This window comes from Actinopolyspora sp. BKK2 (assembly GCF_011291845.1).
Lineage (GTDB): Bacteria > Actinomycetota > Actinomycetes > Mycobacteriales > Pseudonocardiaceae > Actinopolyspora > Actinopolyspora saharensis.
In genome coordinates, this window is sequence record NZ_JAANTE010000001.1 from 535,336 (window position 1) to 560,317 (window position 24,982).

The 24,982-nt window shown below is 70.1% G+C and carries 24 protein-coding genes; 8 read left to right on the top strand and 16 right to left on the bottom strand.

Going from position 1 to position 24,982, the window contains the following annotated elements; genetic code table 11:
• The first annotated feature begins 2 nt into the window (after positions 1-2).
• Positions 3-1,001: an MsnO8 family LLM class oxidoreductase gene (locus tag G9Q41_RS02480; protein ID WP_165631420.1), complete on the top strand. Its 999-nt coding sequence runs from the start codon at positions 3-5 to the stop codon at positions 999-1,001.
• Between the two features lie 64 nt (positions 1,002-1,065).
• Here G9Q41_RS02480 and G9Q41_RS02485 read toward each other — a convergent pair whose 3' ends face one another.
• From G9Q41_RS02485 to G9Q41_RS02515, 7 genes are all read right to left on the bottom strand, one after another.
• On the bottom strand, positions 1,066-1,257 hold the full coding sequence (locus tag G9Q41_RS02485) for a ferredoxin (protein WP_092521249.1): 192 nt from the start codon (positions 1,255-1,257) through the stop codon (positions 1,066-1,068).
• A gap of 117 nt (positions 1,258-1,374) precedes the next feature.
• Positions 1,375-2,385, bottom strand: coding sequence for a pyridoxal-phosphate dependent enzyme (locus G9Q41_RS02490; RefSeq protein ID WP_165631419.1), 1,011 nt, complete (start codon positions 2,383-2,385; stop codon positions 1,375-1,377).
• Positions 2,298-3,326, bottom strand: a complete 1,029-nt coding sequence (locus tag G9Q41_RS02495) for a GHMP kinase (RefSeq protein ID WP_165631418.1) — start codon at positions 3,324-3,326, stop codon at positions 2,298-2,300. Before G9Q41_RS02495 ends, G9Q41_RS02490 begins: the two co-directional genes overlap by 88 nt.
• On the bottom strand, positions 3,323-4,147 hold the full coding sequence (locus tag G9Q41_RS02500) for a DUF364 domain-containing protein (protein ID WP_165631417.1): 825 nt from the start codon (positions 4,145-4,147) through the stop codon (positions 3,323-3,325). Before G9Q41_RS02500 ends, G9Q41_RS02495 begins: the two co-directional genes overlap by 4 nt.
• A 182-nt stretch (positions 4,148-4,329) precedes the next feature.
• Positions 4,330-5,316, bottom strand: a complete 987-nt coding sequence (locus tag G9Q41_RS02505) for an ABC transporter substrate-binding protein (RefSeq protein ID WP_165631416.1) — start codon at positions 5,314-5,316, stop codon at positions 4,330-4,332.
• Complete coding sequence (locus tag G9Q41_RS02510) at positions 5,313-6,104, bottom strand: ABC transporter ATP-binding protein (protein WP_165631415.1); 792 nt, start codon at positions 6,102-6,104, stop codon at positions 5,313-5,315. Before G9Q41_RS02510 ends, G9Q41_RS02505 begins: the two co-directional genes overlap by 4 nt.
• A 1-nt stretch (position 6,105) precedes the next feature.
• Positions 6,106-7,119, bottom strand: coding sequence for an iron ABC transporter permease (locus tag G9Q41_RS02515; protein WP_092521244.1), 1,014 nt, complete (start codon positions 7,117-7,119; stop codon positions 6,106-6,108).
• A 353-nt stretch (positions 7,120-7,472) separates the two neighbouring features.
• Between G9Q41_RS02515 and G9Q41_RS02520 the strand changes: the two genes are divergently transcribed.
• Positions 7,473-8,720, top strand: a complete 1,248-nt coding sequence (locus G9Q41_RS02520; protein ID WP_165631413.1) for an MFS transporter — start codon at positions 7,473-7,475, stop codon at positions 8,718-8,720.
• 157 nt (positions 8,721-8,877) lie between these two features.
• Here the strand turns inward: G9Q41_RS02520 and G9Q41_RS02525 are convergent, their stop codons facing one another.
• The 6 genes from G9Q41_RS02525 to G9Q41_RS02550 form a co-directional block, all read right to left on the bottom strand.
• On the bottom strand, positions 8,878-9,534 hold the full coding sequence (locus G9Q41_RS02525) for a GntR family transcriptional regulator (protein ID WP_092522642.1): 657 nt from the start codon (positions 9,532-9,534) through the stop codon (positions 8,878-8,880).
• Positions 9,535-9,602: 68 nt separating this feature from the next.
• The gene (locus tag G9Q41_RS02530) at positions 9,603-10,631 is read right to left on the bottom strand and encodes a leucyl aminopeptidase (protein WP_092521242.1); all 1,029 of its coding nucleotides are present in this window, start codon (positions 10,629-10,631) and stop codon (positions 9,603-9,605) included.
• A 27-nt stretch (positions 10,632-10,658) separates the two neighbouring features.
• The gene (locus G9Q41_RS02535; RefSeq protein WP_165631412.1) at positions 10,659-11,471 is read right to left on the bottom strand and encodes an alpha/beta hydrolase; all 813 of its coding nucleotides are present in this window, start codon (positions 11,469-11,471) and stop codon (positions 10,659-10,661) included.
• Positions 11,468-12,676 (bottom strand): 4-hydroxybenzoate 3-monooxygenase, encoded by a 1,209-nt coding sequence (locus tag G9Q41_RS02540; RefSeq protein ID WP_165631411.1) that lies wholly within the window; start codon positions 12,674-12,676, stop codon positions 11,468-11,470. Before G9Q41_RS02540 ends, G9Q41_RS02535 begins: the two co-directional genes overlap by 4 nt.
• Positions 12,663-13,409 (bottom strand): aspartate/glutamate racemase family protein, encoded by a 747-nt coding sequence (locus G9Q41_RS02545; RefSeq protein ID WP_092521237.1) that lies wholly within the window; start codon positions 13,407-13,409, stop codon positions 12,663-12,665. The genes G9Q41_RS02540 and G9Q41_RS02545 overlap by 14 nt, the downstream gene beginning before the upstream one ends.
• Entirely contained in the window at positions 13,406-14,044 is a 639-nt protein-coding gene (locus G9Q41_RS02550) for an isochorismatase family protein (protein WP_165631410.1), read from the bottom strand. The genes G9Q41_RS02545 and G9Q41_RS02550 overlap by 4 nt, the downstream gene beginning before the upstream one ends.
• Before the next feature lie 176 nt (positions 14,045-14,220).
• Here G9Q41_RS02550 and G9Q41_RS02555 point away from each other — a divergent pair, with 176 nt between their 5' ends.
• The gene (locus G9Q41_RS02555) at positions 14,221-15,699 is read left to right on the top strand and encodes an MFS transporter (RefSeq protein WP_165631409.1); all 1,479 of its coding nucleotides are present in this window, start codon (positions 14,221-14,223) and stop codon (positions 15,697-15,699) included.
• A gap of 136 nt (positions 15,700-15,835) precedes the next feature.
• On the opposite strand, the gene G9Q41_RS02560 is transcribed toward G9Q41_RS02555, so the two are convergent.
• The 3 genes from G9Q41_RS02560 to G9Q41_RS02570 are packed head-to-tail and all read right to left on the bottom strand — an operon-like array spanning position 15,836 to position 18,878.
• On the bottom strand, positions 15,836-16,600 hold the full coding sequence (locus G9Q41_RS02560; RefSeq protein ID WP_092521230.1) for a DeoR/GlpR family DNA-binding transcription regulator: 765 nt from the start codon (positions 16,598-16,600) through the stop codon (positions 15,836-15,838).
• 21 nt (positions 16,601-16,621) lie between these two features.
• Entirely contained in the window at positions 16,622-17,623 is a 1,002-nt protein-coding gene (gene pdxA / locus G9Q41_RS02565) for a 4-hydroxythreonine-4-phosphate dehydrogenase PdxA (RefSeq protein ID WP_092521228.1), read from the bottom strand.
• 1 nt (position 17,624) lies between these two features.
• Positions 17,625-18,878 (bottom strand): four-carbon acid sugar kinase family protein, encoded by a 1,254-nt coding sequence (locus G9Q41_RS02570; RefSeq protein WP_165631408.1) that lies wholly within the window; start codon positions 18,876-18,878, stop codon positions 17,625-17,627.
• Between the two features lie 682 nt (positions 18,879-19,560).
• Between G9Q41_RS02570 and G9Q41_RS02575 the strand changes: the two genes are divergently transcribed.
• The 5 genes from G9Q41_RS02575 to G9Q41_RS02595 all read left to right on the top strand — a co-directional run bounded on the left by G9Q41_RS02575 (position 19,561) and on the right by G9Q41_RS02595 (position 24,958).
• Complete coding sequence (locus tag G9Q41_RS02575; RefSeq protein ID WP_165631695.1) at positions 19,561-20,478, top strand: aldo/keto reductase; 918 nt, start codon at positions 19,561-19,563, stop codon at positions 20,476-20,478.
• Positions 20,479-20,502: 24 nt separating this feature from the next.
• Entirely contained in the window at positions 20,503-21,639 is a 1,137-nt protein-coding gene (locus G9Q41_RS02580) for an exo-alpha-sialidase (protein ID WP_165631407.1), read from the top strand.
• A gap of 25 nt (positions 21,640-21,664) precedes the next feature.
• Positions 21,665-23,062 (top strand): Nramp family divalent metal transporter, encoded by a 1,398-nt coding sequence (locus tag G9Q41_RS02585; RefSeq protein ID WP_165631406.1) that lies wholly within the window; start codon positions 21,665-21,667, stop codon positions 23,060-23,062.
• A 65-nt stretch (positions 23,063-23,127) separates the two neighbouring features.
• Positions 23,128-23,889, top strand: coding sequence for an aldolase/citrate lyase family protein (locus tag G9Q41_RS02590; protein WP_165631405.1), 762 nt, complete (start codon positions 23,128-23,130; stop codon positions 23,887-23,889).
• Between the two features lie 103 nt (positions 23,890-23,992).
• Entirely contained in the window at positions 23,993-24,958 is a 966-nt protein-coding gene (locus G9Q41_RS02595) for a phosphoglycerate dehydrogenase (RefSeq protein ID WP_165631404.1), read from the top strand.
• Positions 24,959-24,982: the final 24 nt, after the last annotated feature.

A 24,982-nucleotide genomic window follows, 5' to 3' on the forward strand; every position in this document is an offset into this window, starting at 1 on the left:
GTGTGACCACACCAGTGCGCTTCTCGGTCCTGGACCGCTCGCTCGTCCGCCACGGGCGCGAGCCCGCGGAGTCGCTGCGCCGCACCGTCCGCTTCGCCGCAGAGGCCGAAGCGCTCGGCTACCACCGGTTCTGGGTGGCCGAGCACCACGGTGTGCCCGGCGTGGCCGGATCGGCCCCGACGGTGCTCGCCGCGGAGGTCGCCGCGGCCACCTCCCGGATCCGCGTGGGCACGGGCGGGGTGATGCTGCCCAATCACCAGCCGCTCGTGGTGGCCGAGCAGTTCGGCGTCCTCGAATCGCTGCACCCGGGCCGCATCGACCTGGGCGTGGGCCGCTCGCTCGGCTTCACCGCCGCGGTGCGCCGAGCGCTGGGCACCGAGCGGGACGCCGCCGAGCGGTTCGGCGCGCAACTGACCGAACTGCTCAGCCACTTCGCGGGCGGGGCGGACTCACCGGTGGACGCGGTGCCCGCCGAGGGGCGCGACCTCCCGGTGTTCGTCCTGGCCACCGGCGCCGGGGCCGAGCACGCCGCGGAGGCGGGGCTGCCGCTGGTGATCGCCGCCCCGCGCGGTGACGACGCGCTGCTGCGCTCGATCGAGCTCTACCGCCAGCGGTTCCGCCCCTCGGCGTGGGCGCGGCGGCCCTACGTGGTGCTGTCCCGGTCCGTGGCGGTGGGCGAGACCACCGAACAGGCCCGCCGCCTGCTGCTGCCCGAGGCGTGGGCCGGCGCGTACTCCCGCGTTCACGGGGTCTTTCCCCCGCTGGAGCCGGTGGAGGACGTGCTCGCGCGGCGCATGAGCAGCCGGGAGCGGGAGCGGTTCGACCTCGCCATGCGCGGCCACGTGTACGGCACCGCCGAGGAGGTCGCCGACGCGCTGCACTCCCTGCTGGACGCGACCGACGCCGACGAGGTGCTGGTCACCACCAGCGGCGGCCACGACGAGCAGGCCCTGCTCGACTCCTACCGGAGACTGGCCCGGCTGATGCCCGAGCAGCGCTGACCCCACCCGCGATTCCAGGAACGAGCCGTTCATGCGCTCGATCCGCAGTGGACGCGCCCCCCGGTCAGTCGATGCGCAACGCCTGGACGGGGCACAGCTCCACACCCTGCTCGGCGGCGTCCTCCTTGCCCGGGGGAACCTCCTTGCCCCGGCCGATGTCGCTGTAGCCGTGCTCGTCGAGCGTGAACAGCTCCGGATCGACGATGTTGCACTGACCGCGAGCGTCGCACAGCTCGTCGTCCACGCTGACTCTCATGCGGACTCACCTTTCCGGGCGATTACCCGATCCGACACCGCCAGCCTACCGAGACGTCCCCACCGGAGCCGAGCGCTGCTCGCCGTGGCGGCGGAAAGCTCCGAGCGCAAGCGGCCATCAGCCGGACAGCTCCGGCCCCGGACCGCGGCGGTTCCACGCCATGCGCGACCACGGACGGCTCAGCTCCTCCCGGGTGAGCACCTCCCGCGGGGCCAGGCTGTCGAGATCGCGCGCCTGCTCGTGCCGGGCGAAGACCGACTCGGTGTAGCGGTGCCCGGTGTCGGCCGCGATGAACAGAACCGCCCTGTCCCGGTCCACCGCACTCTCCCAGTTCGCCACGAGATAGGCCGCCCCGCTGGACAGCCCAGCGAACACCGCGTGCCTGCGCAGCAGCTCGACGCTTCCGGACAGGGCCGCCTCGAACGCGGTCCAGTGGATCGTGTCGTACAGGCCGTGCACCACGTTGTCGAAACGGATGGAGCTGCCGATCCCGGCGATGATGATCTCGGGGTCGGCCACGTGCTCACTCCCGAACGTAACGCTGCCGAAGGGCTGCACCCCGACCAGCCGAACATCGACCGACCGCTGTCGCAGGTAGACCGCCAGCGCTCCCGTCGAGGCCCCGGAGCCCACCCCGCCCACCACGGTCACCTCGTCGACGCCGAGCTCGCGCACGAGGTCCTCGGCCACCGTCCGGTAGCCGAGGTAGTGGATGTCGTCGTGGTACTGCCGCATCCAGTGGTACTCGGGGTTTCGCCACAGAATCTCGCGGACGCGGCGCACCCGGCGGTTCTGGTCGAGTTCGAGGCTCCCCGAGGGGGGCATCCGCTCCAACGTCGCGCCCAGCACCTCGAGCTGCACCCGCAGCGTCTCGTCCACGGTCGTCGAGCCGACGATGTAGCACCTCAACCCGAAACGGTGACAGGCCAGGGCCAGCGCATAGGCGTAGATCCCGCTGGAACTGTCCAGCACGGTGTCCCCGGGACGCACACGCCCCTCGTCGAGCAGGCGGCGCACCGCGGCCAGCGCCGAGACGACCTTCATCGTCTCGAATCGAACGCAAAAGACCCGGTCGGTGAGCCGCACCAGGTCCGGGCGACTGAGCGCGTCCGCGATGTGCTCGTCCATGTTTCGCGTCCTTTCTGGACGGGATAGCTCCTGAACAGGTGGGAGAAGGGAATTCCGCGCCGGTTCAGCGCGCGCACGCACTCCCGGAGCCGAGCCCGGAGCTCGGGGGCGTCCGGGTCGAAGAGCAGCCCCGCGACGTTCCCGCTGTGGGCCACCTGCACACCGGCCGCCTCGACCTCTCCCGCGATCTCCTCGAGCGCGCCCAGCTCCTCCTTGGGCAGCACTCGTTGGTTGTGCCGGGCGCTCTCGGTGCTGACCCGCCCGAGCAGTTCCACGTCGGACTCGACGACGGCCCGTCTGAGCATGCCGCGCAGCCGTTGGAACACCTGCACGTCCGCGTCCCGTTCCCCGCCGGGGCCGAGGCGGAGCGTGTCCACGGTTCCGCCGCCCCCGGTCACGCAACCGACCACGATCACCCTGGGCAGGGCATTGCCGAAACGTTCGAGGACGCGCCCCTGGCGCTGGGCGAACAGCAGGGCGTGCTCGTCCAGCATCAGCGGATCCGAGGCGCCCTCGGCACGCACGGCTATCGCGGCGATCGTGCTCCAGGGCAGCGACATCCCGGCACCGGCGGCGACCGCACGGACGGTGGCGATGACATCGCTGGTCGACGAGCCCATCCCGAGTCCGAGTGGCACGGTGCTGGTCAGCCGAATCCTCCCTCCGCACGATCCCCGCCGGTCACGACGCCGGCACTCCGCACCGGCGAGCGCCGCCGCGGCGGCGGCCTTGGTCTTCGTCCGCGGGTAGACGCTCAGCTCCTCCGGCCCCCTGCCGGGGTCCGGGGTGAACTCGGCGCGGACGCCGCGGCCGAACACGGGCAGTGTGGTCAAACCCCGGCACGGCCGCCCGTCGGAGTCCCGGAACACCCCCTGCAGGATCTCGCCGTGGTGGCAGGAGCAGTGCCCGAGCACCGTCTCGCGGGACAGCGTGCGGTTCATGAGTCGACCTTCGGAAGGCGATACCGGTACGCAGCCGTGGAATCGGCGCTGAACTGCGAGAACGGGAACGGCTCGGCCAACAGCGCGGTCACCCCGCCGCCGAGGAAGGCCCGCGCGATGTTGCTTCCCGTCTGGGCGTAGACCACCAACGGCAGCTCCCGTCGGCGACAGTGCGCGACGATTCCGTCGAACGTCCCGTTGCCCAGGGTCATTCCCGTGGCGACCACGGCCTCTGCCGCGTGCAGCACCTCCTCGGTGCCGTCGGCGACCGGATCGCCCCACCGCGTGCTGCCGGTGTTGAAGTCGCAGGGCAGACATCTTCCGCCGCGTTCGCGGATGGCGGCCACCAGGGGGTCGACCACCCCGATCAAGGCGACGTTCGCGCCGGGGGCGATCTCCAGCAGTCCCGCGATGGCCGCGTCCCGTGCCTCGGCCCGGCTCTCGGGAGAGCCCGCAGGAAGCACGACCCGCTCGGCCCCGGCGCTCGGTCCGTGCGGTTCGAGCGCGCCGAGGTAGGCGTCCAGAGCAGCGATCCGCAGCGGCAGCGGGGCGTGGCGCAGCAGCAGGTCCAGCGTCACCCCCGAGCACCGTTCGCAGATTCCCGGGTCCAGTTCGGCTGGCTCGAAGGCGCACGCTCCGAAGACCGCTCCGACCCGGACCAGCACGTACTGGTTGCGGTAAGTCACCTCCCCGCCGGCCAGTCGGGTGCCGTGGTGGACCCAGAACACGCTGGTGGCGCTCAACGATTCGGGCGCGGGGTCCCACTTCCCGGAAAGGGCCTCGTTCAGCAGGGCCTCGACGTCCTCGTCCGCACGGATCATGTTCACTCCAGGAAATTCCGGATTCCGCCACCACAGCACCGCTCGAGAGCGCGCTCTCCCACCAGCGGAAGAACTCGGTGCGCGGAATCCTCACAACGACGACACGACGATTCGAAAGATCGCGTCGGATGGCAAAAAGTCACGAGAGCCGGTACGGCCTCACCGCCGTGCTGCCCGGTGCATCAGTTCTCGATCGAACGCAGGTATTCGGCGAGTTTCTCCGCGGCCTCCACGTTGCGCGGGCCGCTCACGGCGGCTCCGTAGTCGAGGACGTGGAAGCGGTTGTTGCGCACCGCCGGAGTCGAGGACAGCGGCGGGAACGACTTGAGGAACTCGATCTTCTCGTCCACCGGCTTGTCCCCGTAGTCGACGACGGTGATCACCTCGGGGTTGGCCTCGACCACCTTCTCCCAGCCCACGGTGGTCCAGCGCTTCTCGAGCCCGGACAGCACGTTGCGCCCTCCAGCCAGGGACACGATCGCGTTGGGGGCGGCCTGGTTACCGGAGGTGAACGGCTTGTCCGTTCCCGAGTCGTAGACGAACACGCTCGTGGGGTCCTCGGGCCGCTGCTCGCGCAGCTTCGCCGCACGGGCCTTGAGGTCGCGCACCACCTCCCGCGCGCGCTGCTCGACGCGGAAGATCTTCCCGATGTCGATCAGGTCGGTGTACAGCGCCTCCAGCGGGGGAACGCTGACCGGGTCGCTGCCGTAGTTGAAGCAGCTCTCGGTGTGCTGGTAACTGCGTATTCCGAACCGCTCCAGCTTCCGCGGGGTGATCCCCCGCCCCTCGCTGAAACCGGAGTTCCACCCCGCCAGCACCCAGTCGGCCTTCGCCGACAGCACCACTTCGAGGCTGAGCACGTCGGTGCTGAGAGTTTCCACCGACTCGTAGTCCTCCTTCCACGGAGATTTGGCCACCGACCGCTCGGCTGTGCTCGGCATGACGATGCCGCGCATCCGGTCGGCCAGCCCGAGCGCGAACATCTTCTCGGTGCTGCTCATGTCATAGGCCACGGCACGTTGCGGCACCGGGTAGTCGATCTCCTCGCCGCAGTTCTCGACGGTCACCGTGCCGCTGTCGCGCGAGGCGGGGTCGACCTCGGCTCCGCAGGCGGTGCTCAGCAGGCACGCGACCAGCCCGGCGGACAGCAGGGGGATGCTCCGGTTCAAAGTTGTTTTCCTTCCGCGTTCTCCGGATCGAGCGTGTAGTGCAGCTGGACGACTCCGGTGTCCGGATGTGGCACCACGGCCGGAGTCACTCCGAAAACCCGGTGCACTGCGCTCGGGGTGAGCACTTCGGACGGTGTTCCCGTCCCGACCACCGAACCGTCGTGGAAAACGGCGAGGCGATCGCAGCAGGCCGCCGCCAGGTTGAGGTCGTGCAGCGCCACGAGCACCGTGAGTCCGCACCCGCGCAGGTAGCTCAGCAGCTCCACCTGGTGCCGCACGTCGAGGTGGTTGGTGGGCTCGTCGAGCACGAGCACGCTCGGCTGCTGGACCAGGGCCCGCGCGATCATCACGCGCTGACGTTCTCCGCCGGACAGCGAGAGCAGACCGCGTTCGACCAGGTGGGTGGTGTCGGTTCGGCGCATGGCGGCACGGCACAGCGCCTCCACCGAGTCCCCGGTATCGCGGGGATCGCGCGGATGCGGAAAGCGCCCCATCGCCACCGTTTCGAACACGGTGAAGTCCAGATCGGCGCCGCTGTCCTGAGTGACCGCGGCTATCCTGCGGGCGCTTTCCCGCAGGGGGAGGGCGGCCAGCTCCGTGTCGTCGAGCCACACCCTTCCCGAGCTCGGTCGAATCGCCCGGTAGAGACACCGCAGCGCGGTGGATTTGCCGCTGCCGTTCGGTCCGATCAGGCCGAGGACCTCACCGCTGGCGGCCTGCAGCGTCAGGTCGCGCACCAGTGCTCTTCCCGCCTTGCGGACCGAGATCTCCTCGAGTGTCACGCGCACGTCACTGACCTCCGAACAGGTAACCGTTCCGGCGCAGCAGCACGACGAACACCGGAACACCGATCAACGCGGTGACCACGCCCAACGGCAGCTCGCGCGGCGCGAACAGCGTCCGGGACAGCAGGTCCACCCAGACCAGCAGGATCGCCCCGGCGGGCGGGACCACGGTAAGCACGCGGCGGTGCCCCGGTCCGACCACGATGCGCGCGAGATGCGGCATGACCAGGCCGACGAAACCGACCGCACCGCTGACCGCCACCAGCGCGCCGGTCACCAGCGCGGTCAGCGCGAACAGGTTCCTGCGCAGCGCCGTCGCGTCCACGCCGAGGCTCGCCGCGGCCTCGTCCCCGAGGGACAGCACGTCCAGGCGGGCGCTGCTGCGCTGGAGCGCGATCAGCGCCACCACCACCGACAGCGTCGCCAGCGGCAGCGATCCCCAGGTCGCTCCGCCCAGGCTGCCCATCAACCAGAACAGCACGGACCGAGCGGTTTCCCCGCGGGGAGCGAAGAACACGATCACGCTCATCATGGCCTGGAACGCGTAGGCCAGTGCCACTCCCACCAGCACCAGCCGCAGCGGTGTGAGTCCCGCCGCGGTGCGAGCAGCGAGATACACCAGCACGGAAGCGCCCAGCGCGGTCAGGAAGGACGCCGTCGACAGGGCGTAGACCCCCAGGCCGACGAACAGCCCCAGCGCGGAGACGGCGCTGGCTCCCACCGACGCCCCGGAGGAGATCCCCAGGATGAACGGGTCGGCCAGCGGGTTGCGCACCAGAGCCTGCACCGCGACACCGATGACGCTCAGCCCCGCCCCGACCACCGCCGCCAGCAGCACGCGGGGAGCGCGCACCTGCCAGACGATCGAGTACTCGGCCACCTCGCCGGAGTCGATCGTGCCTCCCGTCAGCGCGGCCCACAGGTACCGGACGGTGTCCTCGAGCGGAACGGCCGTCGGCCCCAGCGCGATCCCGAGCAGCAGGGACAGGAGCAGCACCGGTATCAGCGTCGACACCACCGGTGTCAGCCCCGGTCTCGTTCGCACGCCGGTCGACGTGGGACGAGGTCTCGAACGAAGCACGCACCGTCCTCCTCGAAAGCATCACTTGTCCGAGTGACCAGTAGGGCTCACCCGAACGCACTGCGTTGCACCCCGACACTAATAATGAAAATCATTTTCGTCTAGACTGTCCAACACGAGACCGTGATCACACCTCACCGCGCACACCCCCGTCGATCGCCTCGCCCGGGCGAACCACCGAACCCCACACCCGACGGGGATCATGTTTTGAAAATGATTATCATGATCTTCAAGCGTCTTCCGGGGCGCTCCGGAACGAACAGGCACCGCACGGCACGATCGGAGTCACCATGACCGCGACCGCGGAACCGAGCACGTCCCCCTCTCCCCCACCACGGAAGTCGGTGCTGCTCGACAGCGGTTTCCTGCGCCTCTGGGCCGGTTCCACGGCCTCCGGGATGGCCACGTGGGCACTCCCCTTCGTCCTCGGACTCGCGGTGCTGCGCACGACGCTGACCCCCGCCGAGATCGGACTGCTGCTCGCCGCGCGCACCGCGGGATTCCTGGTCGCCGTTCCACTGGGTGGCGTGTGGACCGACCGGTACTCCGCGCGCGGCGTCGTCCTCGTCTCCGGCGCACTGGCCGCGGCGGCGACACCGGTGATCGCGGTGGGCATGGGCGAGTCCACGCTCCTGACCGCCTGCGCCGCCGCCGTGGTCGGAATCGGCCAGGGCACCACGCGCCCGGCCTACCAGGCGTTGACCGTCGAAGTGGTCGACGAGGCCCGACGTCAGCAGGCCAACGCCGCGCGCACGCTCTCCGTGCGCGTGACCACGCTGGTGGCTCCCGGCAGCACCGCGCTGCTGGCCACGGTGCTCAGTATTCGGTGGTTGCTGCTGATTACCGCCGCGCTCTGGCTGGTCTCCGCGTTCGCTCCTCCCAGGGGCGCGCTCTCCGACCGCGCGGGGGAGCACACCCCCGGTGTCCTCGGCGGATTCGTCGAGGGACTGCGCGAAGCTCGCCGCCACCCGTGGTTCCCGGCCGGGTTGGCCGCGCTGAGCACCGTGATCACCTTCGGCTACTCGACGACCAGCGTCGTTCTGCCCATGATCAGCCGGGACCGCTACGGAACCGAATTCGTGCTCGCCGGAGCACTGACCTGCTACACCGCGGGAGCCCTTCTCGGAGCCGTGATCATCGCTCGTTGGCGTCCGAATTCGCAGGGGTGGGCGGCCCTGGGCGCGCTGGCCTGCTACGGGTTCGCCCCGCTGTCCCTGCTCCTTCCCGTCCCGTCCGTGGTGGTCTTCGCGGGCTACGCGCTGGCCGGGATCGGCATCGAACTGTTCAACGTCCCCTGGTTCACCGCCACCCAGCGCGAGGTCGACCCCCGGCTGCTGGGGCGGGTGTCCTCACTGGACTTTCTCGTCTCCTACGGGCTCGCCCCGCTCGGCCTGGCACTGATCGGTCCGGCGGTCGAACACCTGGGAACCACCTGGGTGCTCGGCACCAGCGCGCTGCTGTGCTGGGCGGTTCCCGCGCTGGTCACCGCGGCACCGGGAACACGGCACTTCTCCCGGAACCACGGGCGAACCGGCTAGCACGACCTCCCGCGCCGCCTCACCTCGCCGAGCTCCGCTCCCCGGCGAGCGTCCCGTCCACTCGGGAAGCACCGACCGGCCCGCTGGTCGCCGCGCCCCGACAACTGCGCGGACGGCCCGCTGCCACAACCGCGCGGACGGAGCGGACGGAGGCGGATCAGGAGGGCAGCTGGCTGATCGCGGCCAGCTTGGCGTGCTGGACGTGCACTCGCACGATCGCCGCGACCATGGAGGCGTCGCCCGCCGCGCAGTGGGCGACCAGCTGGTGGTGCTCGTTGCGGGCCTGCTCGTTGCGCTGCCCGGTGGTGGCGAGATTGATGTAGCGCTCGCAGGTGTGCCAGAGCATCCGCACGTGCCGCTGCATCGTCCCCTCGCCGAGACGGGCGAACATGGCGAAGTGGAACGCGCGGTGCGCCCGGAGCCTCTCGGCGCGGTCCCCGTCGGGATCGAGGGCGTCGAGCCGGTCGAGTTCGGTCCGCATGGCCTCGGCGACACCGAGGTGATCGTCCCGCACCGCCCGTTCCGCGGCCATGACCTCCAGGGTCTCCAGCAGCCGGAAGCAGTCCTCGAGCTCCTGCTGGTGCAGGGGGCTGACCACCGCCCCCCGATGCGGGTACATCTCCACCAGCCCCTCGGCGACCAGCTCTCGGAAGGCCTCCCGGAGCGGCACCCGGCTGACGTCCAGCTCGTTGACGAGCGTGTCCACCCGCAGCCGGGTGCCGGGGGGATAGTTGCCGAGCACGATGCGCTGGCGGATCTGATCGGCGACGATGTCGGTCCGGGTCTCGGCCGCCCCTATTTCGGCTCGGCTCACCTGCGGTTCCTCCTGTCGGTGCTCACCGACCCAGTTTGCCACCGCAGGTCCGGGGGCCACCGTCCCGGCTACCGGCCCGCGGGCCGCATCTCCGGCACCACCACGTCGCCACCGCGCACGACCGGCTCGTCGTCGAGGTAGAGATCGCAGTCCCGCATGGGGATGTCGAAGTGGCACGGGGTGTCGTTCGGGCCGCCGAGCTCGTTGTTCGGTCCGATGGAGAACATCACGTTGCCGTACACCGCCCGGGGCTCCATCCCCATCCCTCCGGGGAAGGTGGGCGGAAGCAGGCCGTGCCAGTGCGCGTGCTGGTTCAACCCCCAACCGACGTGCGACATGCCGTAGCCGCGGGGATCCTCGAAGGACTCGATATAGGAGGACAGCAGCTTAGCGTCCAGATCCCCGCGGATGTCGGTGATGAAGCCCTGCTCCACGGTGATCTCCACCGGGGAACGCACGAAACTGTTGAACGGCAGCAGCACGTCACCGGGCGAGAGCACGATCCTGCCGTCCACCCCCTCGTCGGTCCCGCCGGTGAACACGAAACCGGACGGCCAGTGGTCCCAGCGTCCCGGCTCGTCGGTGTAGCCGTACTCGGTCACCGCCGGATACCGGCCGAGCTGGTAGACGACGTCGGTGCCGAGCGCGTTGGTGAACCGCAGGGTGGAGGACTTGGTGAGCAGCTCCTGGCCGACCTCGACCCGTTCCCGCAGCTCCCGGGTGGGGAACAGCCGGGCGAGCAGCTCGACCGGCTCGACGGTGGTCAGAATCCGGGTACCGGTGTTCTGCACCGCGAACTGCTCCTCCGAGAACAGCAGGAAGACCAGGTCCACGACCATGTCCGCGCGCTTGAGCGCTTCGACGGCCTCGGGATTGGCCGCGAGCCCGGACTCGCCGACCGACCAGTTGCCACCGCTGCCTTCGGGAGCGGGCAGCCGGAGGTGGTAGGCGTGCGCACCGAGCGAGCGCGCCGCGGACAGGAACGCGTCCGCGTACTCCAACCGCTCGTTGCCCTGGGAGAGAACGACCACGCGCTCCTCTTCGTGCACGGCGCTGAGTTCGAGCTGCTTACGGCACAGTTCGGTGAGGAATTCCATGATTGCGCCCCTTCGGAATCGTTCGGTTCAGCGCTCGTCGACGACGGCGAGCGCGTGGTCGACGGCCGCGCAGAAGCCGTCGAAGTTGTCCCACGGCACCATGTGCCCTGCCGCGGCAACGGTGCTGATCGGCACCTCCGGGTTGCTCTCGGCGAGTTCGCGCGCCCCCGACTCGGACACCACGGGGCTCTCCGCCCCGCGGATCAACGCGACGCTCCCGTTGAGCCGTTGCCAGTACGCGAAGAAGTCCTCCCGCTCGAACCCCTCGTGGGTTTCCACCACGGCGGTGCGGTCGCAGGTGGACAGCACCCGCGCGCGCAGCTCCAGTTCCCGCCGGGGCCACTTCGGGTAGTACTTGCCGACCTCGTCCGCCGTGGTGCCGCGGGCCGCCTCGTCGAGCTGAGCGAGGAACGCCGCACGGCTGGTCGGGTAGGGATCCCGGCCGGGACCGGACAGCGGCGGGTCGACCAGCACCAGCGGGCTTCGCCCGGCGCCGTGCCGGATCCGGTACGCGGCGGCGATCCTGGCGCCGAGCGAGTGTCCGAGCAGGACCGGGTCTCGCAGTTCCAGGGCCTCCACCAGCCCGGCGACGTCGTCGGCGTAGTGCTCCAGGGTGTAGTGGCCGGCCGGTGGTGTGTCGGTGCTGCCGCGCCCGCGCAGGTCCGGAACGTGGACGCGGTAGCGCTCGGCGAGCCGGCACGCGATGAACTCGGCCGTGATCGCGGGGCTGGTGATGCCGGGCAGGATCAGCAGCGGTGCGGCGCCCTGCCCGTAGGACAGGACGTGGTGCCGCAGCCCGTTCGCGTGCACGTGTTCGCTCGTGCCAACGGTTTCCGTCATAGTTGTGCCTCCGCACCGGGGAGCCCATCGAGGGGCGGTCCGATGTAGTTCTCGGCGAAGTTCCGCGCGTAGGCGGGCGAGTTCCGCAGCTGCCACAGGCGGGACTGCTGCAGCTTCTGCCGGAAGGCCGCGTCCGGCGAGTCGGACGGGTAGTAGGTGTGCATCATGTGCAGCAGCGCGTGGCTGAACTCCTGGGCCTTCCACACGTCCGGGACCCGCAGCTGCGAGTACCGGTCGAGGTCGGCCTCGCTGCCGGAACGCAGGTGCCGCACGACGGTCTCGGCGAACTCGGCCGCGTCCGCGATGGCGAGATTCATCCCCTTGCCCCCGGAGGGGGTGATCACGTGCGCGGCGTCCCCGAGCAGGAAGAGCCTGCCGTGGCGCATCGGCTCGGTGACCCGGCTTTCCATCTCCAGGACGTTCTTGCTGAAGATCTCCCCCTCGTTCAGGGTCCAGCCCGGTTTGGCCAGTCTGGTGCGCAGTTCCGTCCAGATGCGCTCGTCCGGCCAGTCCTCGATCGTGTCGCCGAACGGGATCTGCAGGTGGAAACGGGTCACGGTGTCCGAACGCAGCAAGTGACCGGCGAAGCCGTTCTCGTGCTGGGCGTAGACCGTGTGCTCCGCGGAGGGCGCGGCGTGGGCGAGCAGGGTCAACCAGCGGAACTCGTGCTGCATGGTGTACTCGGTGACCGCCTCGGCGGGAACGCCGTGCTTGCTGGCGCCGTGCTGCCCGTCGGCGCCTGCGGCGTAGTCCGCCCGCCACACCGCCCCGTCCGCGCACTCGACCACGACCTGACCGGACTCGGCGCGCACCGACTCCACCGCGGTGGCGTAGTGCACGGTCCCGCCCGCGGCCTCGTAGGCGTCGAGCAGGTCGGTGACGATCTCCTGCTGCGGGTACACCCAGTGCGGTATCCCGCCGTAGTGCGCCGAGTAGTCGGTGAAGAAGCTCGTCCCCGCGGAACGGAACTCGCACCCGCGGTGCACGGTGCCCTCCGCGTGCAGGCGGGAGGCCAGACCGTTCCTGTCGAGCAGCTCGACCGTGCGGTGCTCGAGCAGCCCGGCCCGCGAGCGGCCCACGAGCTGCTCGCGGGTGCAGCGGTCGAGCACGACCGTGTCGACGCCTCGCGCGTGCAGCAGGTTCGCCACCGTCAACCCGGCCGGCCCCGCACCGAGGACCACCACCGTGGTGTCAGCCTTCGACACGACGCACCTCCTCGTCGAGTGCCGCGCCCCCGCCCGGGATCCGCGTGGTGGTTCCGGTGGCGCTGAGCAGTTCCCGCGCCGTCGCGGTCGCCGCGGTGACCACGGGCAGGCCGAGCGCTCGCTGGACCGGTTCCACCGCGGACAGGGACGGCATCTGCACGCAGGCGGACAGCACGACCCCGTCCACCCGTGTCCTGTCGAGCCTTTCGGCCAGTTCGGGCAGTCCCGCGGGGTCGAGCCGGCCGACCTCCCGGTTGTCCGCGACGCCGAGACTGAGCGAGTCGACCACCGTGATCCCGTAGCCGCTCAGGTACTCCAGCACCATCCCGGTCAGCGCGGGCACGTACGGCGCGACCACGGTCACTCGGCGCAGATTCAGGTCGAGCAGGGTGCGCACGAGAGCGCCCGCGCTGCTGACGACCGGGCACGGCGCCCCGCGCCGGGTGGTGACGGCGCCGAGTTCTCGCTCGACGCGCTCGTGCGCACCGGCTCCTTCGGCCATCAGCGCGATGAGGCACGCGTACCCGATGACGTCCGTTCCCGCGTCGGCGAGTTCACCGGCGCACCGGTCGCCCTCACCGACCATCGCGTGCAACGACTCCGCGTCGACGTTGTGCAGTACCGCGCGGCTGGAGTGGTACGTGCGGTCCTCGTGTCCCAGCAGCGCCGGGATCTCCGTTTCCATGGTGACGTTCGAGCTCGGCACGATGAGCCCGATCCGCTGCGTTGTCATGCTGCTCCGTGGAGGTAGGTGAGCGCGTCGTCGAGCTCGACGACGTCGCCGTACTTGGCCTGGATGTCGAAGAGGCTGGCCCGGTGCGGTTCCGCGGCGCGGTCCCCCACGCAGTCGGAGATCACCAGGGTCGGGTAGCCGTACTGCACCGCGTCCACCACGCTCGCCCGGACGCAGCCGCTGGTGGTCGTTCCGCAGACCAGCAGGGTGTCCACCTGCGAGTTCACCAGTCGTGCGACGAGGTCGGTGCCGAAGAAAGCGCTCGCCGCGCGCTTCTCCAGCAGCGGTTCGTCCGGGCTCCTGCCGAGGCGGGAGTCCAGTTCGACCAGCGGCGTCCCCCGCCGCAGGTCCCCGAAGCCCGGTGCTTTGCGCAGCCACGCCGTGGTTTCTCCCCTCTCGAAGACGATCGTGGTGAACAGGATCGGTGCCCCCGTCGCACGAGCGGCCTCCAGCAGCCGGGCCGTGGCGGCGAGTTCGTCGTCCAGGTCCGCGCCGATCCGGCTCGCCGGGGCGGTGAATCCGGAAGTGAAGTCCACGACCAGCACCGCAGGTCGGGTTCCGCGGAGCACGGGCTCCCCGATCCCCGCTCGCCGATAACGCTCCGCGGCGTCGGTGTGCTCGGTGTCTGCGCCCACGGACGCCCTCCTCGTCGCTGTCCCCGTTGTTCCGCGAGCAGACTAAATTTAATGAAATAAAGCTGTCAACGCTTCTAACACGAGGTTATTCTCAGCCAGTTATCCATATTGACAGCCAGCACACCACGGTGCTTGTAATTAAATCTTCCGGATAACTCGCTAAGTGAGGTACCGCTATGACGAGTGCCGAGCAGACCCGAACCCCCACTGTCGCCGGTGGACTCCACGGGTACCGCACCTTGTGGGCGGCGTTGTTCATCGGTTGGCTACTCGCCTACGCCGACCGCTCGATCACCGGCCCCGTGGTCACGTGGATGATCGACAACGATGTCGCCTTCATGCAATCGGCGAACGAGCCGCACGCTCTCGGAGGGCTGATCGGCAGCCTGTTCTTCGCCGGATACATGCTCACCCAGTTACCCAGCGGCAGACTCGGCGATCGCTACGGAAACTCAGCGATGCTGACCATCTGCTTCGTCTGGGCCGGCATCGCCACCACCCTCAACGGAGTACTCAGCGGCCTGTTCGCCTTCGTCGCGCTGCGCGTGCTGACCGGACTCGGCGAGGGCGCCTTCTACTCCAACGACCGGGCACTGATCATCGCGCAGACACCCTCCCACAAGCGCAGTCTCGGTCTCGGGGTCGCGATCACCGGACTGGCGTTCGGGCTCACCGTGGCCTCCGTGGCCACCCCGTGGTTGCTCAACATCGGCACGGCACTGCTCGGCCGCGGAGGCTGGCGCTTCCCGTTCCTGTTCTTCGGCGTGATCACACTGCTGTTCGGCGTCCTGCTGAGCTTCTACCTGCGCAAGCTGTTCGGGCGCAAGCAGGTGCGCGAACCGCTGGGACGTCTGCTCGGCATGTCCGCGGTGTTCGGCGCGTTGATCATGCTGCTGTTCTGGCTCACCGACGCGCTCGGACTGCCGAACTGGGTGTCCGCGCTGGCCGAGGTGGTGCTCGCGCTGGCGATCGTCGGCGTCACCCAGGCCCGACGTCGCGGCCACGTCCAGCAGAGCGAACCCGCCCCGCCCAGGGCAGCGATGCAGTGGCGCGGCACCGCCCCGATCTACCTCGCGGCCATCGCGATCATGTGGAGCATCTGGCTGTTCGGCTACTGGTCGGTCGAGATCGTCTCCTCCGCGGCCGACACCTCGCTCGTCCAGGCCGGGCTGACCGCGGCGTTCAACGCGGGTGCGGGCATGATCGGCTTTCCCGTGGGGGGCTGGCTATCCGATGTGGCCCGGCGACGGTGCTGGGGCCGACGCGACGTCCTCATCGCCGCGACGCTGGCCCAGGGCCTGTTCGTCCTCGCCTTCGGGCTCTACCTGCAGCACACCGCCCAGCCGTCCCTCGCGCTGCTCGGTGTGCTGTTGTTCGGCACCGGCCTGTTCCTCAACGCCGTGCAGCCGATGTCGCAGGCACTCACCGCCGACCTCGTGCCGGAGCACCAGCACGCCACGGCATTCGGCATGTGGAACATGATCGGCGAGATCGGCGCGCTCGCCAGCCCGGTGATCAGCGGTACCGTACGCGACGCAACCGGATCCTGGGCACCGGCGGTGTACCTCGACGCCGCACTGGTGCTCGGCAGCGCCCTGCTCTACTTCGCGGTACGCCGCGACCGCACCCCGCTTCCGCTCGGTGCGCCGGGCTGACCCGAGCACACCGCCGGAACGCCCGACGGCGGAACCACGCGCGGAGAGCACCTTCTCGCCGTCGCCCGCTCGGCCCGCCGGGGCGGTGGCCGTGCCCTCCGCGTGTCCCCGGCCCGGGTGCCGTCGGAGCACCACTTCAGTCGGCGATGGCGACCTCCACCCCCTGCTCCTCGAACGGAGCGAGGGAGGCGGCGTCGGCCTCCGCGTCGGTGACCAGCGTCCACCGCCGCGGAAGCCGCGCCCACGCGTGGAACGGGCGTCGCCCGAGCTTGGCGGCGTGCACCAGCACGTAGACGTGCTCGGCCCGCCGAGCCATGATCTCCTTGAGCCTGGTCTGCTGCAGATCCGCCTCGCAGATCCCCTCGTCGGCGACGACGCCGTCCGCCCCGAGGAACACCCGGTCGAACGTCATGCGCTCCAGGGCCGCCTCGGCCAGCGGCCCGACGAACCCCTGGCTGACGTGGCGCAGCGTCCCGCCCAGACACTCGACGTGCAGCTCCGAATCGGCCAGCTCCTGCAACACCGTCAACCCCGTGGTCACCACGGTGACGTCCCGCGCGCCGCGCAACTCGCGACCGAGCGCCCCCGTGGTGGAACCGGAGTCGAGCAGCACCGACTCCCCGGGGCGTATCCGCTCGGCCGCCCACTCGGCGATGGCGCGCTTGGCCTCGAAGGACTCACCGCTGCGCTGGCGCAGCGAGACCTCCTGCCCCGGCCCCACCGGCATGGCGCCGCCGTACGTGCGCGCCAGCTGTCCCGCCGACTCGAGTTGAGCCAGATCGCGGCGGATCGTCGAGGCGGTCACCCCGAAAGTACTCGACAGCTCGTCGACGCTGGCCAGCCCCGAGGTGGTCGCCATGCGCACGATGGCGGACCGTCGTTCCCGGGATTCACGGGACATCGTCTTCCTCCCCAGTCCGCCTCACACGGCCGCGGACAGCTCGGCCGCCTGATTCAGCGCCTCGATCATGCTGTCCACATCCGCCTTCCCGGTACCCGCGATGTCGAACGCCGTGCCGTGGTCCACCGAGGTCCGGATGACCGGAAGTCCCACGGTCACGTTCACCCCCGCCTCGATCCCCAGCAGCTTGACCGGAGCGTGGCCCTGGTCGTGGTACATCGCCACGATCAGATCGTAGTCGCCCCGGCTGGCCAGAAAGAAAGCCGTGTCCGCCGGGAGCGGGCCGTGGACGTCCACGCCGTCGGACCGCAGCTTCTCCACGGCGGGCACGATCTTGCCCTCCTCCTCCCGGTACCCGAACAGCCCGTTCTCCCCCGCGTGGGGGTTGATCCCGCAGACCCCGATCCGCGGCGCGGACACACCGGAGCCCCGGATCGCCCGGTAGCCGCGCAGGACGGTGCGCTCGACCAGACCGGGCTCTATCCGCTCCACGGCGTCGATCAGTCCGATGTGGGTGGTCACGTGCACGACCTTCACCTTCGGCGTCGACAGCATCATCGACACCTCCTCGGTACCGGTCAGCTGCGCCAGGAGCTCGGTGTGGCCCGGGTACAGGTGCCCGGCGGCGTGCAGCGCCTCCTTGTTCAGCGGCGCGGTGCAGATTCCCCGCACCTCGCCGCGCAGGGCGAGCTCGCTCGCCAAGCGCACGTACTGATAGGCGGCATCGCCGGCCACCGGTGAGACCTCGCCCCACGGCAGGTCGGGAGGGAGCAGACCGGGGTCGATCACGTTGATCCGCCCGAACGCGAAGACGGACTCCGCGACGGAATCCACGGCCACGACCTCGACACGACTGCCCGTCACCTCGGCGGCGCGGCGCAGCCGAGCGACGTCTCCGAGCACGATCGGGCGGCACCGAGCGGTGACCGACTCGTCGAGCAACGCCCCGACGATGACCTCCGGGCCCACGCCGGCCCCGTCTCCCATGGTCACGGCGATCAACGGGGTGTGAGCAGTACTCATATCAGCCTTCCGAAGTAGAACGTAGGTACTCGACGATCCGGACGAGGCTGTCCGGGCCGCCGAAACTTCCCGGGCGCGTCACCACCGACGTGCCCTCGGGGGTGTGGCTGTGCACGGCGCCGTGGTGCACCTGGCCGCGCGGGAACAGCGCGTCGACCCCGACGGCTTCGAGCACCCTGCGCGCGGTCTCCCCGCCGGTCAGCACGAGATCGACCGGTTCCTCGCCGCACGCCACGGCCCGGCGCGCGGTATCGGCGAGCAGTTGCACGAACTCGCGGGACCGTCCCTCCGCGATCTCACCGCCCAACCGGGAGGTGACCACCACGGGTCCCCGGCGCAGCCCCGCCGAGACCCGCGCGGCGATCTCGGCGGACTCCCCGCTCGTCGCGTCGGCCGCGTCGACCTCGACCGGCTCCGCCCCGGCGGCGACCAGCCCGCGCACCTGCTCGGCGGCCCCGGGGTCCGCGGTACCGACCACCATCAGCAGGGCGTTGCCGAAGTCCTCCCGCCCAGCGGAGGGAGATCCAGCCGGTTCCCGGGCCGGGTGGGCTGCCCGGCCGAGCGCTCCCGCCAGCCCACCGCTGCCGACCAGCCGCGCCCCCGGCAGCGCGGCGGTCGCGGCGACCACCGCGTCGAGGTCGGCGTCCGTCTCCGCGTCGCAGACGGCCACCAGCCCCGCACCGGTGCAGTCGGCCAGGGCCGCGCTCAGCTCACCGGAGCGGACGGTGTCCAGCCCCACCGTGCGACAGGCGCTGGGAGCCACGGCCGCCGCGAGGCTTTCCGCGGGCAGCGCGGCCTCGGCGCGCCACAGCTCGGTTCGGTGCAGGGGCAGTCCGTGCACGTGGATCACCCCGTCCCGGACCGTGCGCCCACCCACCGGCAGCGCCGGAGCGAGCACCACGGGGCCGTCGGCGGCCCGGACCACGGCGCCCACGTTGCCGCGCGCCAGGGAGTCGATCTTGAAGAACACCGGCGCACCGCTCGCGTCGTGCGCGCGGAGGGTCTCGCGGACCGCGCGCTCGGCCCTGTCCGGACAGGCCTGACGCGAGTCCAGATCGAGAACCAGCGGCGCCCGCGGATCGCGTTCGCACTCCCGCGAGGAGAAATTTTGCGCATTTCGCGCAAAAGTGGAGCGCTCCACCGAGCTCAGCTCGATCCGAGCCGGACGGTCTCCGGACAGCAGCACCGCCGTCTCCGCCGCCCCCGACAAGTCGTCCGCCAGGGCGAGAACTCCGGAAAAAGCCGACTTCTCCACTAGGCGTTTCCTCCCGTGCGCGAACACTCGCCGGGACACGAGCCCGGCCGGGAAGGCCGGGGGATCCTCGCTCCGACCTCCCGCTTACTGCGCGAATCACGCTACGGCAGTTGCATGAAACACGCAATCGTGCCAGAGTGTTCCACGCAACACCGGAGCTCGCGGTTCCGGTGCAGCACGACGAAAGGTCAACGATGACCGAACCACGAACTCGACCGAACCCGCGTGACAGGCGAGCCCACCCCGCTCCGCCCGGTTCCGCGGTGAAGGCCTCGGGCCACCCCCTCCGGACACGCCACCGCCCGGACGCCCTCGCCGCGTCCGGACCGCTCCGGCAGCAGCGTTCACGGCCCCGACCGGGCAAGCACGCGACGTGACCTCGCATCAGGCGGTTATCGCCGCCGACGAGCGCTGACCGGAGCTCTCCGCCACCGCGAGACCGGGCGCTCCGAGGCACGACCGTGCGCACCACGAGGGACGGGGCAACCGGGCGGATCCGCCCCGCGCGGCGAGCGCGCTCCACCGGGCCCCGCCGCGCTGCCGGGGAATCCACCGGCGACAACACCGCCCCCGAGGCCGGTCGACTCCGGCCACCGCAGCCTCTTCACCAAGGAGTGAGAATCCGTTGAACACCGAACCCGCCACCTTGTCGAGAACGGGAACGCAGCCGGTGCTGGGAACGATGAACTTCGGCGACACCGTGGACCGCACCGGCGCCGCGCGAATGCTCGACACCGCACTGGAATCCGGTGTCACCGACATCGACACGGCCAACGGCTACTCCGGCGGAGCCGCCGAGGAGATGCTCGGCGAACTGCTGGCCCACCGCAGGAACCGGGTCACGCTGGCGACCAAGGTGGGCATACCGCACCCCGACGCGGGCGAGCACCCGCCGCTGTCGGCACCGGCGCTGCGGGCCTGCGTGCGCGGCAGTCTCGAACGACTCGGGGTCGAGCACATCGACGTGCTCTACCTGCACCAGCCCGACCGCGCCACTCCCCTGGACGAAACGCTGTCCACCGTCTCCGAGCTCGTGACCGAGGGCCGGATCGGCGCGCTGGGGGTGTCCAACTTCGCCGCCTGGCAGATCGCGGAGATCAACAGGACCGCCGACCTGCTCGGCGCACCCCGCCCCCGCGTGGCCCAGCAACTGCACAACCTGCTGGCCAGGCGCGTGGAAGAGGAGTACACCGAGTTCGCCACCACCACCGGGCTGTCCACGATGGTGTACAACCCCCTGGCCGGAGGGCTGCTGACCGGCAGGCACCACTTCTCCAGCACCCCCGGTGCGGGACGCTTCGGCGACTCACGACTGGCCGGGATGTACACCGAGCGCTACTGGAACCCCGAGCTGTTCGAGGCGGTGGACCGACTCCACGAGATCGCCGCGGGCGCGGGGCTGACCATGCCCGAGCTGGCGCTGCGCTGGCTGCTGGGCCAACCCACCACCGACGCGCTGCTGCTCGGCGCCTCCAGCGAGAAGCAGCTGACGAGCAATCTGGACGCGGTGCGCGCGGGAGCGCTGCCGCACGACGTCGCGGCGGCGTGCGACGAGGTGGGCAAAACGCTGCGCGGCCCGATGCCCGCTTACAACCGCTGAATCCCGTCCAGCAGAGGAGCACCCGTGGACGCTTCCGAACCCGTGGAGGAACGAAACCACCGCACGGCCCTCCTGACCGCCCCCGCTCCCCAGGCCCACGCCGCCAACCTGATGCCCCTGCCGAACGGTGACCTGGGCTGCGCGTGGTTCGCGGGAACCCAGGAGGGCATGTCGGACATCGACATCTGGTTCGCGCGATTCCGCCCCGACGGAACGTGGAGCAGCCCCGAACGCATCTCCGCCGACCCGCACCACTCCGAGCAGAACCCCGTGCTCTTCCCGACACCGCGCGGCGAGCTCTGGCTGCTCTACACCGCGCAGCACGCGGGAGACCAGGACACCGCCGAGGTCCGGGTGCGCGTCTCGCACGACTCCGGGCACACCTGGGGCCCCGCGCGCACGCTCGTCCCGGCGAGCGGATCGCGGGGCGTCTTCATCCGGCAACCGCTCGTGGTGCTGGACTCGGGACGCTGGCTGCTGCCGGTCTTCCACTGCGTGCGCCCGGAGCGCGGCAAGTGGCGAGGTGATCACGACACCAGCGCGGTCCTCGTCTCCGACGACGAGGGGGCGACGTGGCAGCACCACGACGTCCCGGACAGCACGGGATGCGTGCACATGAACATCGTCCGCACCGCCGACGACGGACTGCTGGCGCTGTTCCGCCGCAGGCAGGCCGACGCCATACACGCCAGCCGCTCCACCGACGGAGCGAACTGGACCCCTCCCGAGCCCACCGAACTGCCGAACAACAACTCCTCGATCCAGCTGACGCCACTGCGCGACGGCGGACTGGCGCTGGTCTACAACGCGAGCAGCGCCGCGGACGCCACCGCGCGCCGCACCTCGCTGTACGACGAGATCAACCAGGACTCCGGGGAAACCGCCGAGGAACAACCTCCGGGGCTGGCGTTCTGGGGCGCTCCGCGCGCCCCGCTGACGCTGGCCCTCTCCCCGGACAACGGCAAGACCTGGCCCTTCCGGCACGACATCGAGACCGGCGACGGCTACTGCCTGACCAACGACTCGCGGAACGGCGTGAACCGGGAGCTCTCCTACCCGTCGGTGACCCAGACCCCCGACGGTGCGCTGCACATCGCGTTCACCCGCTTCCGACAGGCCATCAAGCACGTGCGCCTGACGCCCGACCAGGTCTTCACCTAGCGGCCCACACCGCATTGGAACCACTATGCGCAACGACACCCCACCACAAGAACCTCCCGTCGGCACGGTGCCCACCGAAACGGCCCCGGCCTCCCCGCCCACCAAGTTCTCCGAATACGTCAGGAGTCTGGGCCCCGGCATCGTCGTGGTCGTGTCCTGGCTGGGAACGGGGGATTTCATCAGCGCCTCGGTATCGGGGTCCAATTTCGGATACGCGCTGATCTGGACACTGCTGATCGCGATTCTGTCGCGGTACTTCATCGTCTCGACGATGTCCCGGTACCAGCTGTGCAACAGCGTCGGCGACGAGACGATACTCGACGGCTACGGACGCGTGTGGCGCGGATTCCCGATGTACATCGGAGCCACCACCTGCGTGCTCGGATTCATCTACGTGTCCTTCCTGCTGATCGCCGCGGGAACGGCACTGGACCACCTGTTCACCGGAGTGGTCGCCCTGGGGCAGTGGGGCACCTTCCTCTGGGCCGTTCCCACCATGGTGGCGGCGCTGTGGCTCGCGTCCCGCCGGAGCGGGCACTACCGAGCCCTGGAGATCGTCGCGCAGATCACCATGGGCGTTCTCGTGATCAGCTTCCTCGTCGCCCTGGTGGGAACCGGTGTCGACTTCGGGAAGCTGTTCGGCGGGCTGCTGTTCGAGATGCCCCCGGGAGAAGCGGGCTACATCACCGCGGCCAGCACCGCCGTGGGACTCATCGGCGCGGTCGGCGGCTCCGCGGCGAACCTGCTCTACCCCTACCTCATGCACGAGAAGGGGTGGCGCGGAAGCGGCTACCGCAAGTTGCAGCGACTCGACCTGCGCTTCGGCACGCTGGTGATGTTCGGGCTCGTGCTGGCCGTCTGGGTCGTGGCCGCGGAAACCCTGCACGGCACCGGCCAGGGCGTGTCCTCGGCGGACGGACTCGCCCTCATGATGGAGAAGGCGATCGGCCCGGCCGGTCCGTCCATCATGTGGTGCGCGGTGTTCTTCACGGTGTTCAACAACATCGTCACCCAGCCACGGGTCTTCGTGCGCATGTTCACCGAATCGCTGCACAAGTCCCGCCCGGCCAGGGCCGAGCGCATCAGGGCGGCGCACCCGAGCGGGGAATTGAACCACAAGGAACTCTTCCTGCACGACCGCCTCTTCTGGGTGATCTTCACCGTCATCATGACGGTGCCCCTCGTCTTCTCCCTGCCGGTCATGCCCGGGATGGTCGTGCTCACCCTGATGGGCAACTCCGTCAACGTGCTGACGGTTCCCGCGGTGATAATCGGCCTGATCGTCATGACCACGCGGCGCGACCTCATGCCGCGGTCGCACGTCAACAAGTGGTGGCAGACCACGATCCTGGTTCTCATCGGCGCGGTAGGACTCTGGGCGACCTACGAGCTGGTCCTCAGCATCGTGAACCTGGGCGGCTGATCCCCGGGTCACGCGCGCCCGACAAACCCCTCCGACGGGCAACTCCGCAAAGGAAAGGAACGGCTGTGAACACCGCGGAATTCGCACGAAAAATCCGTGCCAGGGAACGGCTCATCGGATACTGGTCCGTGCTGGACGCCCCGATCGCCACCGAGCGCATCGGACGGCTCGGGTACGACTACGTGGCCATCGACGGCCAGCACGGGCTCGTGGGCTACTCCGGCATCCTCAACGGCATGATGGCCGTGGACGCCGGCGGGCGAGCGGTCGGACTCGTCCGGGTCGAGTCCAACGACCCCGCCGTGATCGGACGGGCGCTCGACGCCGGCGCGGCCGGGGTCATCGTGCCGCTGATCGACACGCCCGCCGACGCCGCCGCGGCCGTGGACGCCACGCGCTACCCGCCGCAGGGGAGCCGCTCCTACGGCCCGATGCGCTCCGGGCTGCGCATCGGACCCGAACCCACCGAGGCGAACTCCGGCACGACGGTGCTCGCGATGATCGAAACCGCCCGGGCGCTGGACAACCTCCAGGAGATCTGCGCGACCCCCGGGCTGGACGGCGTCTACGTCGGCCCCTCCGACCTGTGCCTGGCGGTGGGCGGAGCGTTCCCCGGGGACCAGTCCGTCAGCGAGGTGTTCGAGCAGGCGGTGACCGACATCAGGGAGTCGGCCGAGCGGGCGGGCATCGCGGCAGGCGTGCACACCCCGAACGGCGCGACCGCAGCACGCCGACTGGCCGAGGGCTACACCTTCGCCAGCATCGCCTCCGACCTGGTGCACCTGGAGAATACGGCGGCCGAACACCTCGACGCCGCTCGGTCGTGAACCGGAGCGGGCGCGGTGGCCGGCACGACCGAGTCGACCGCGCACGCTCCACGCAGGAACTCCCCCATCCGGTACGCGCCGGTACACGTACGGAGTTGTCACCATGTCCTCGATCCTGATCACCACACCGACCTTCGGCAGGTTCTCCGCGGAGCCGGGGAACGTCCTCGCCGAAGCGGGAGACGTGATCCACCCCCACAACACGCACCCCATGTCGCCGGGAGAACTGCTGGAGAGGGTCCCTCGGGCTGACGCGCTGATCGTCGGGATGGACACCATCGACACCGAGGTCCTCGACGCCGGACCGCGACTGCGCGTGATCGCCAAGCACGGAGTCGGCGTGGACACCATCGACGTCGCCGCCGCGCGGCAACGGGGCATCAGGGTGGTTTCCGCGCCGGGCAGCAACGCACGTGCCGTGGCCGAGCTGGCTTTCGGACTGATGCTGGCGGCCGCGCGGAAGCTGGCAACAGCGCACACGGCAGTGCTCGACGCCCGATGGCCCAAACCCTTCGGGCCGGAACTCGCGGGGAAAACCCTCGGCATTCTCGGCTTCGGACGCATCGGACGACTGCTGGCAGGATACGCCGGTGCCTTCGGGATGAGGGTGCTGGCCCACGATCCGCACCTGGACACCGAGGAGATCGCCGCGCACGGAGCGCACCCCGTCGGGTTCACCGAGTGCCTCCGCGAGGCCGAGTTCGTGAGTCTGCACCTGCCGGGCAGCTCCGACGAGCGGCCACTGCTCGACCGCGCGGCGCTCGAATCGATGCAACGCGGTGCCGTGCTGGTCAACACCGCCCGCGGCGGACTCGTGGACGGAAACGCGCTGGCCGAACTGCTGCGTCGAGGCCAGCTGGGCGGAGCCGGCCTCGACGCTTTCGCAGTCGAACCACCCTCCGTGCAGGACCCGCTGCTCAACGCTCCCAACGTCGTGCTGAGCCCGCACATCGGGGCCTGCAGCCACGAGGCCAATCACAACATGGGCATGACCGTCGCCGCGGACGTCGTGCGCGTGCTGAGCGGCCGGGAGCCGGACAACGAGGTTCCGCAACCGCCAGCACGCTGAATCAGCTCACATGACGAGAGGTAT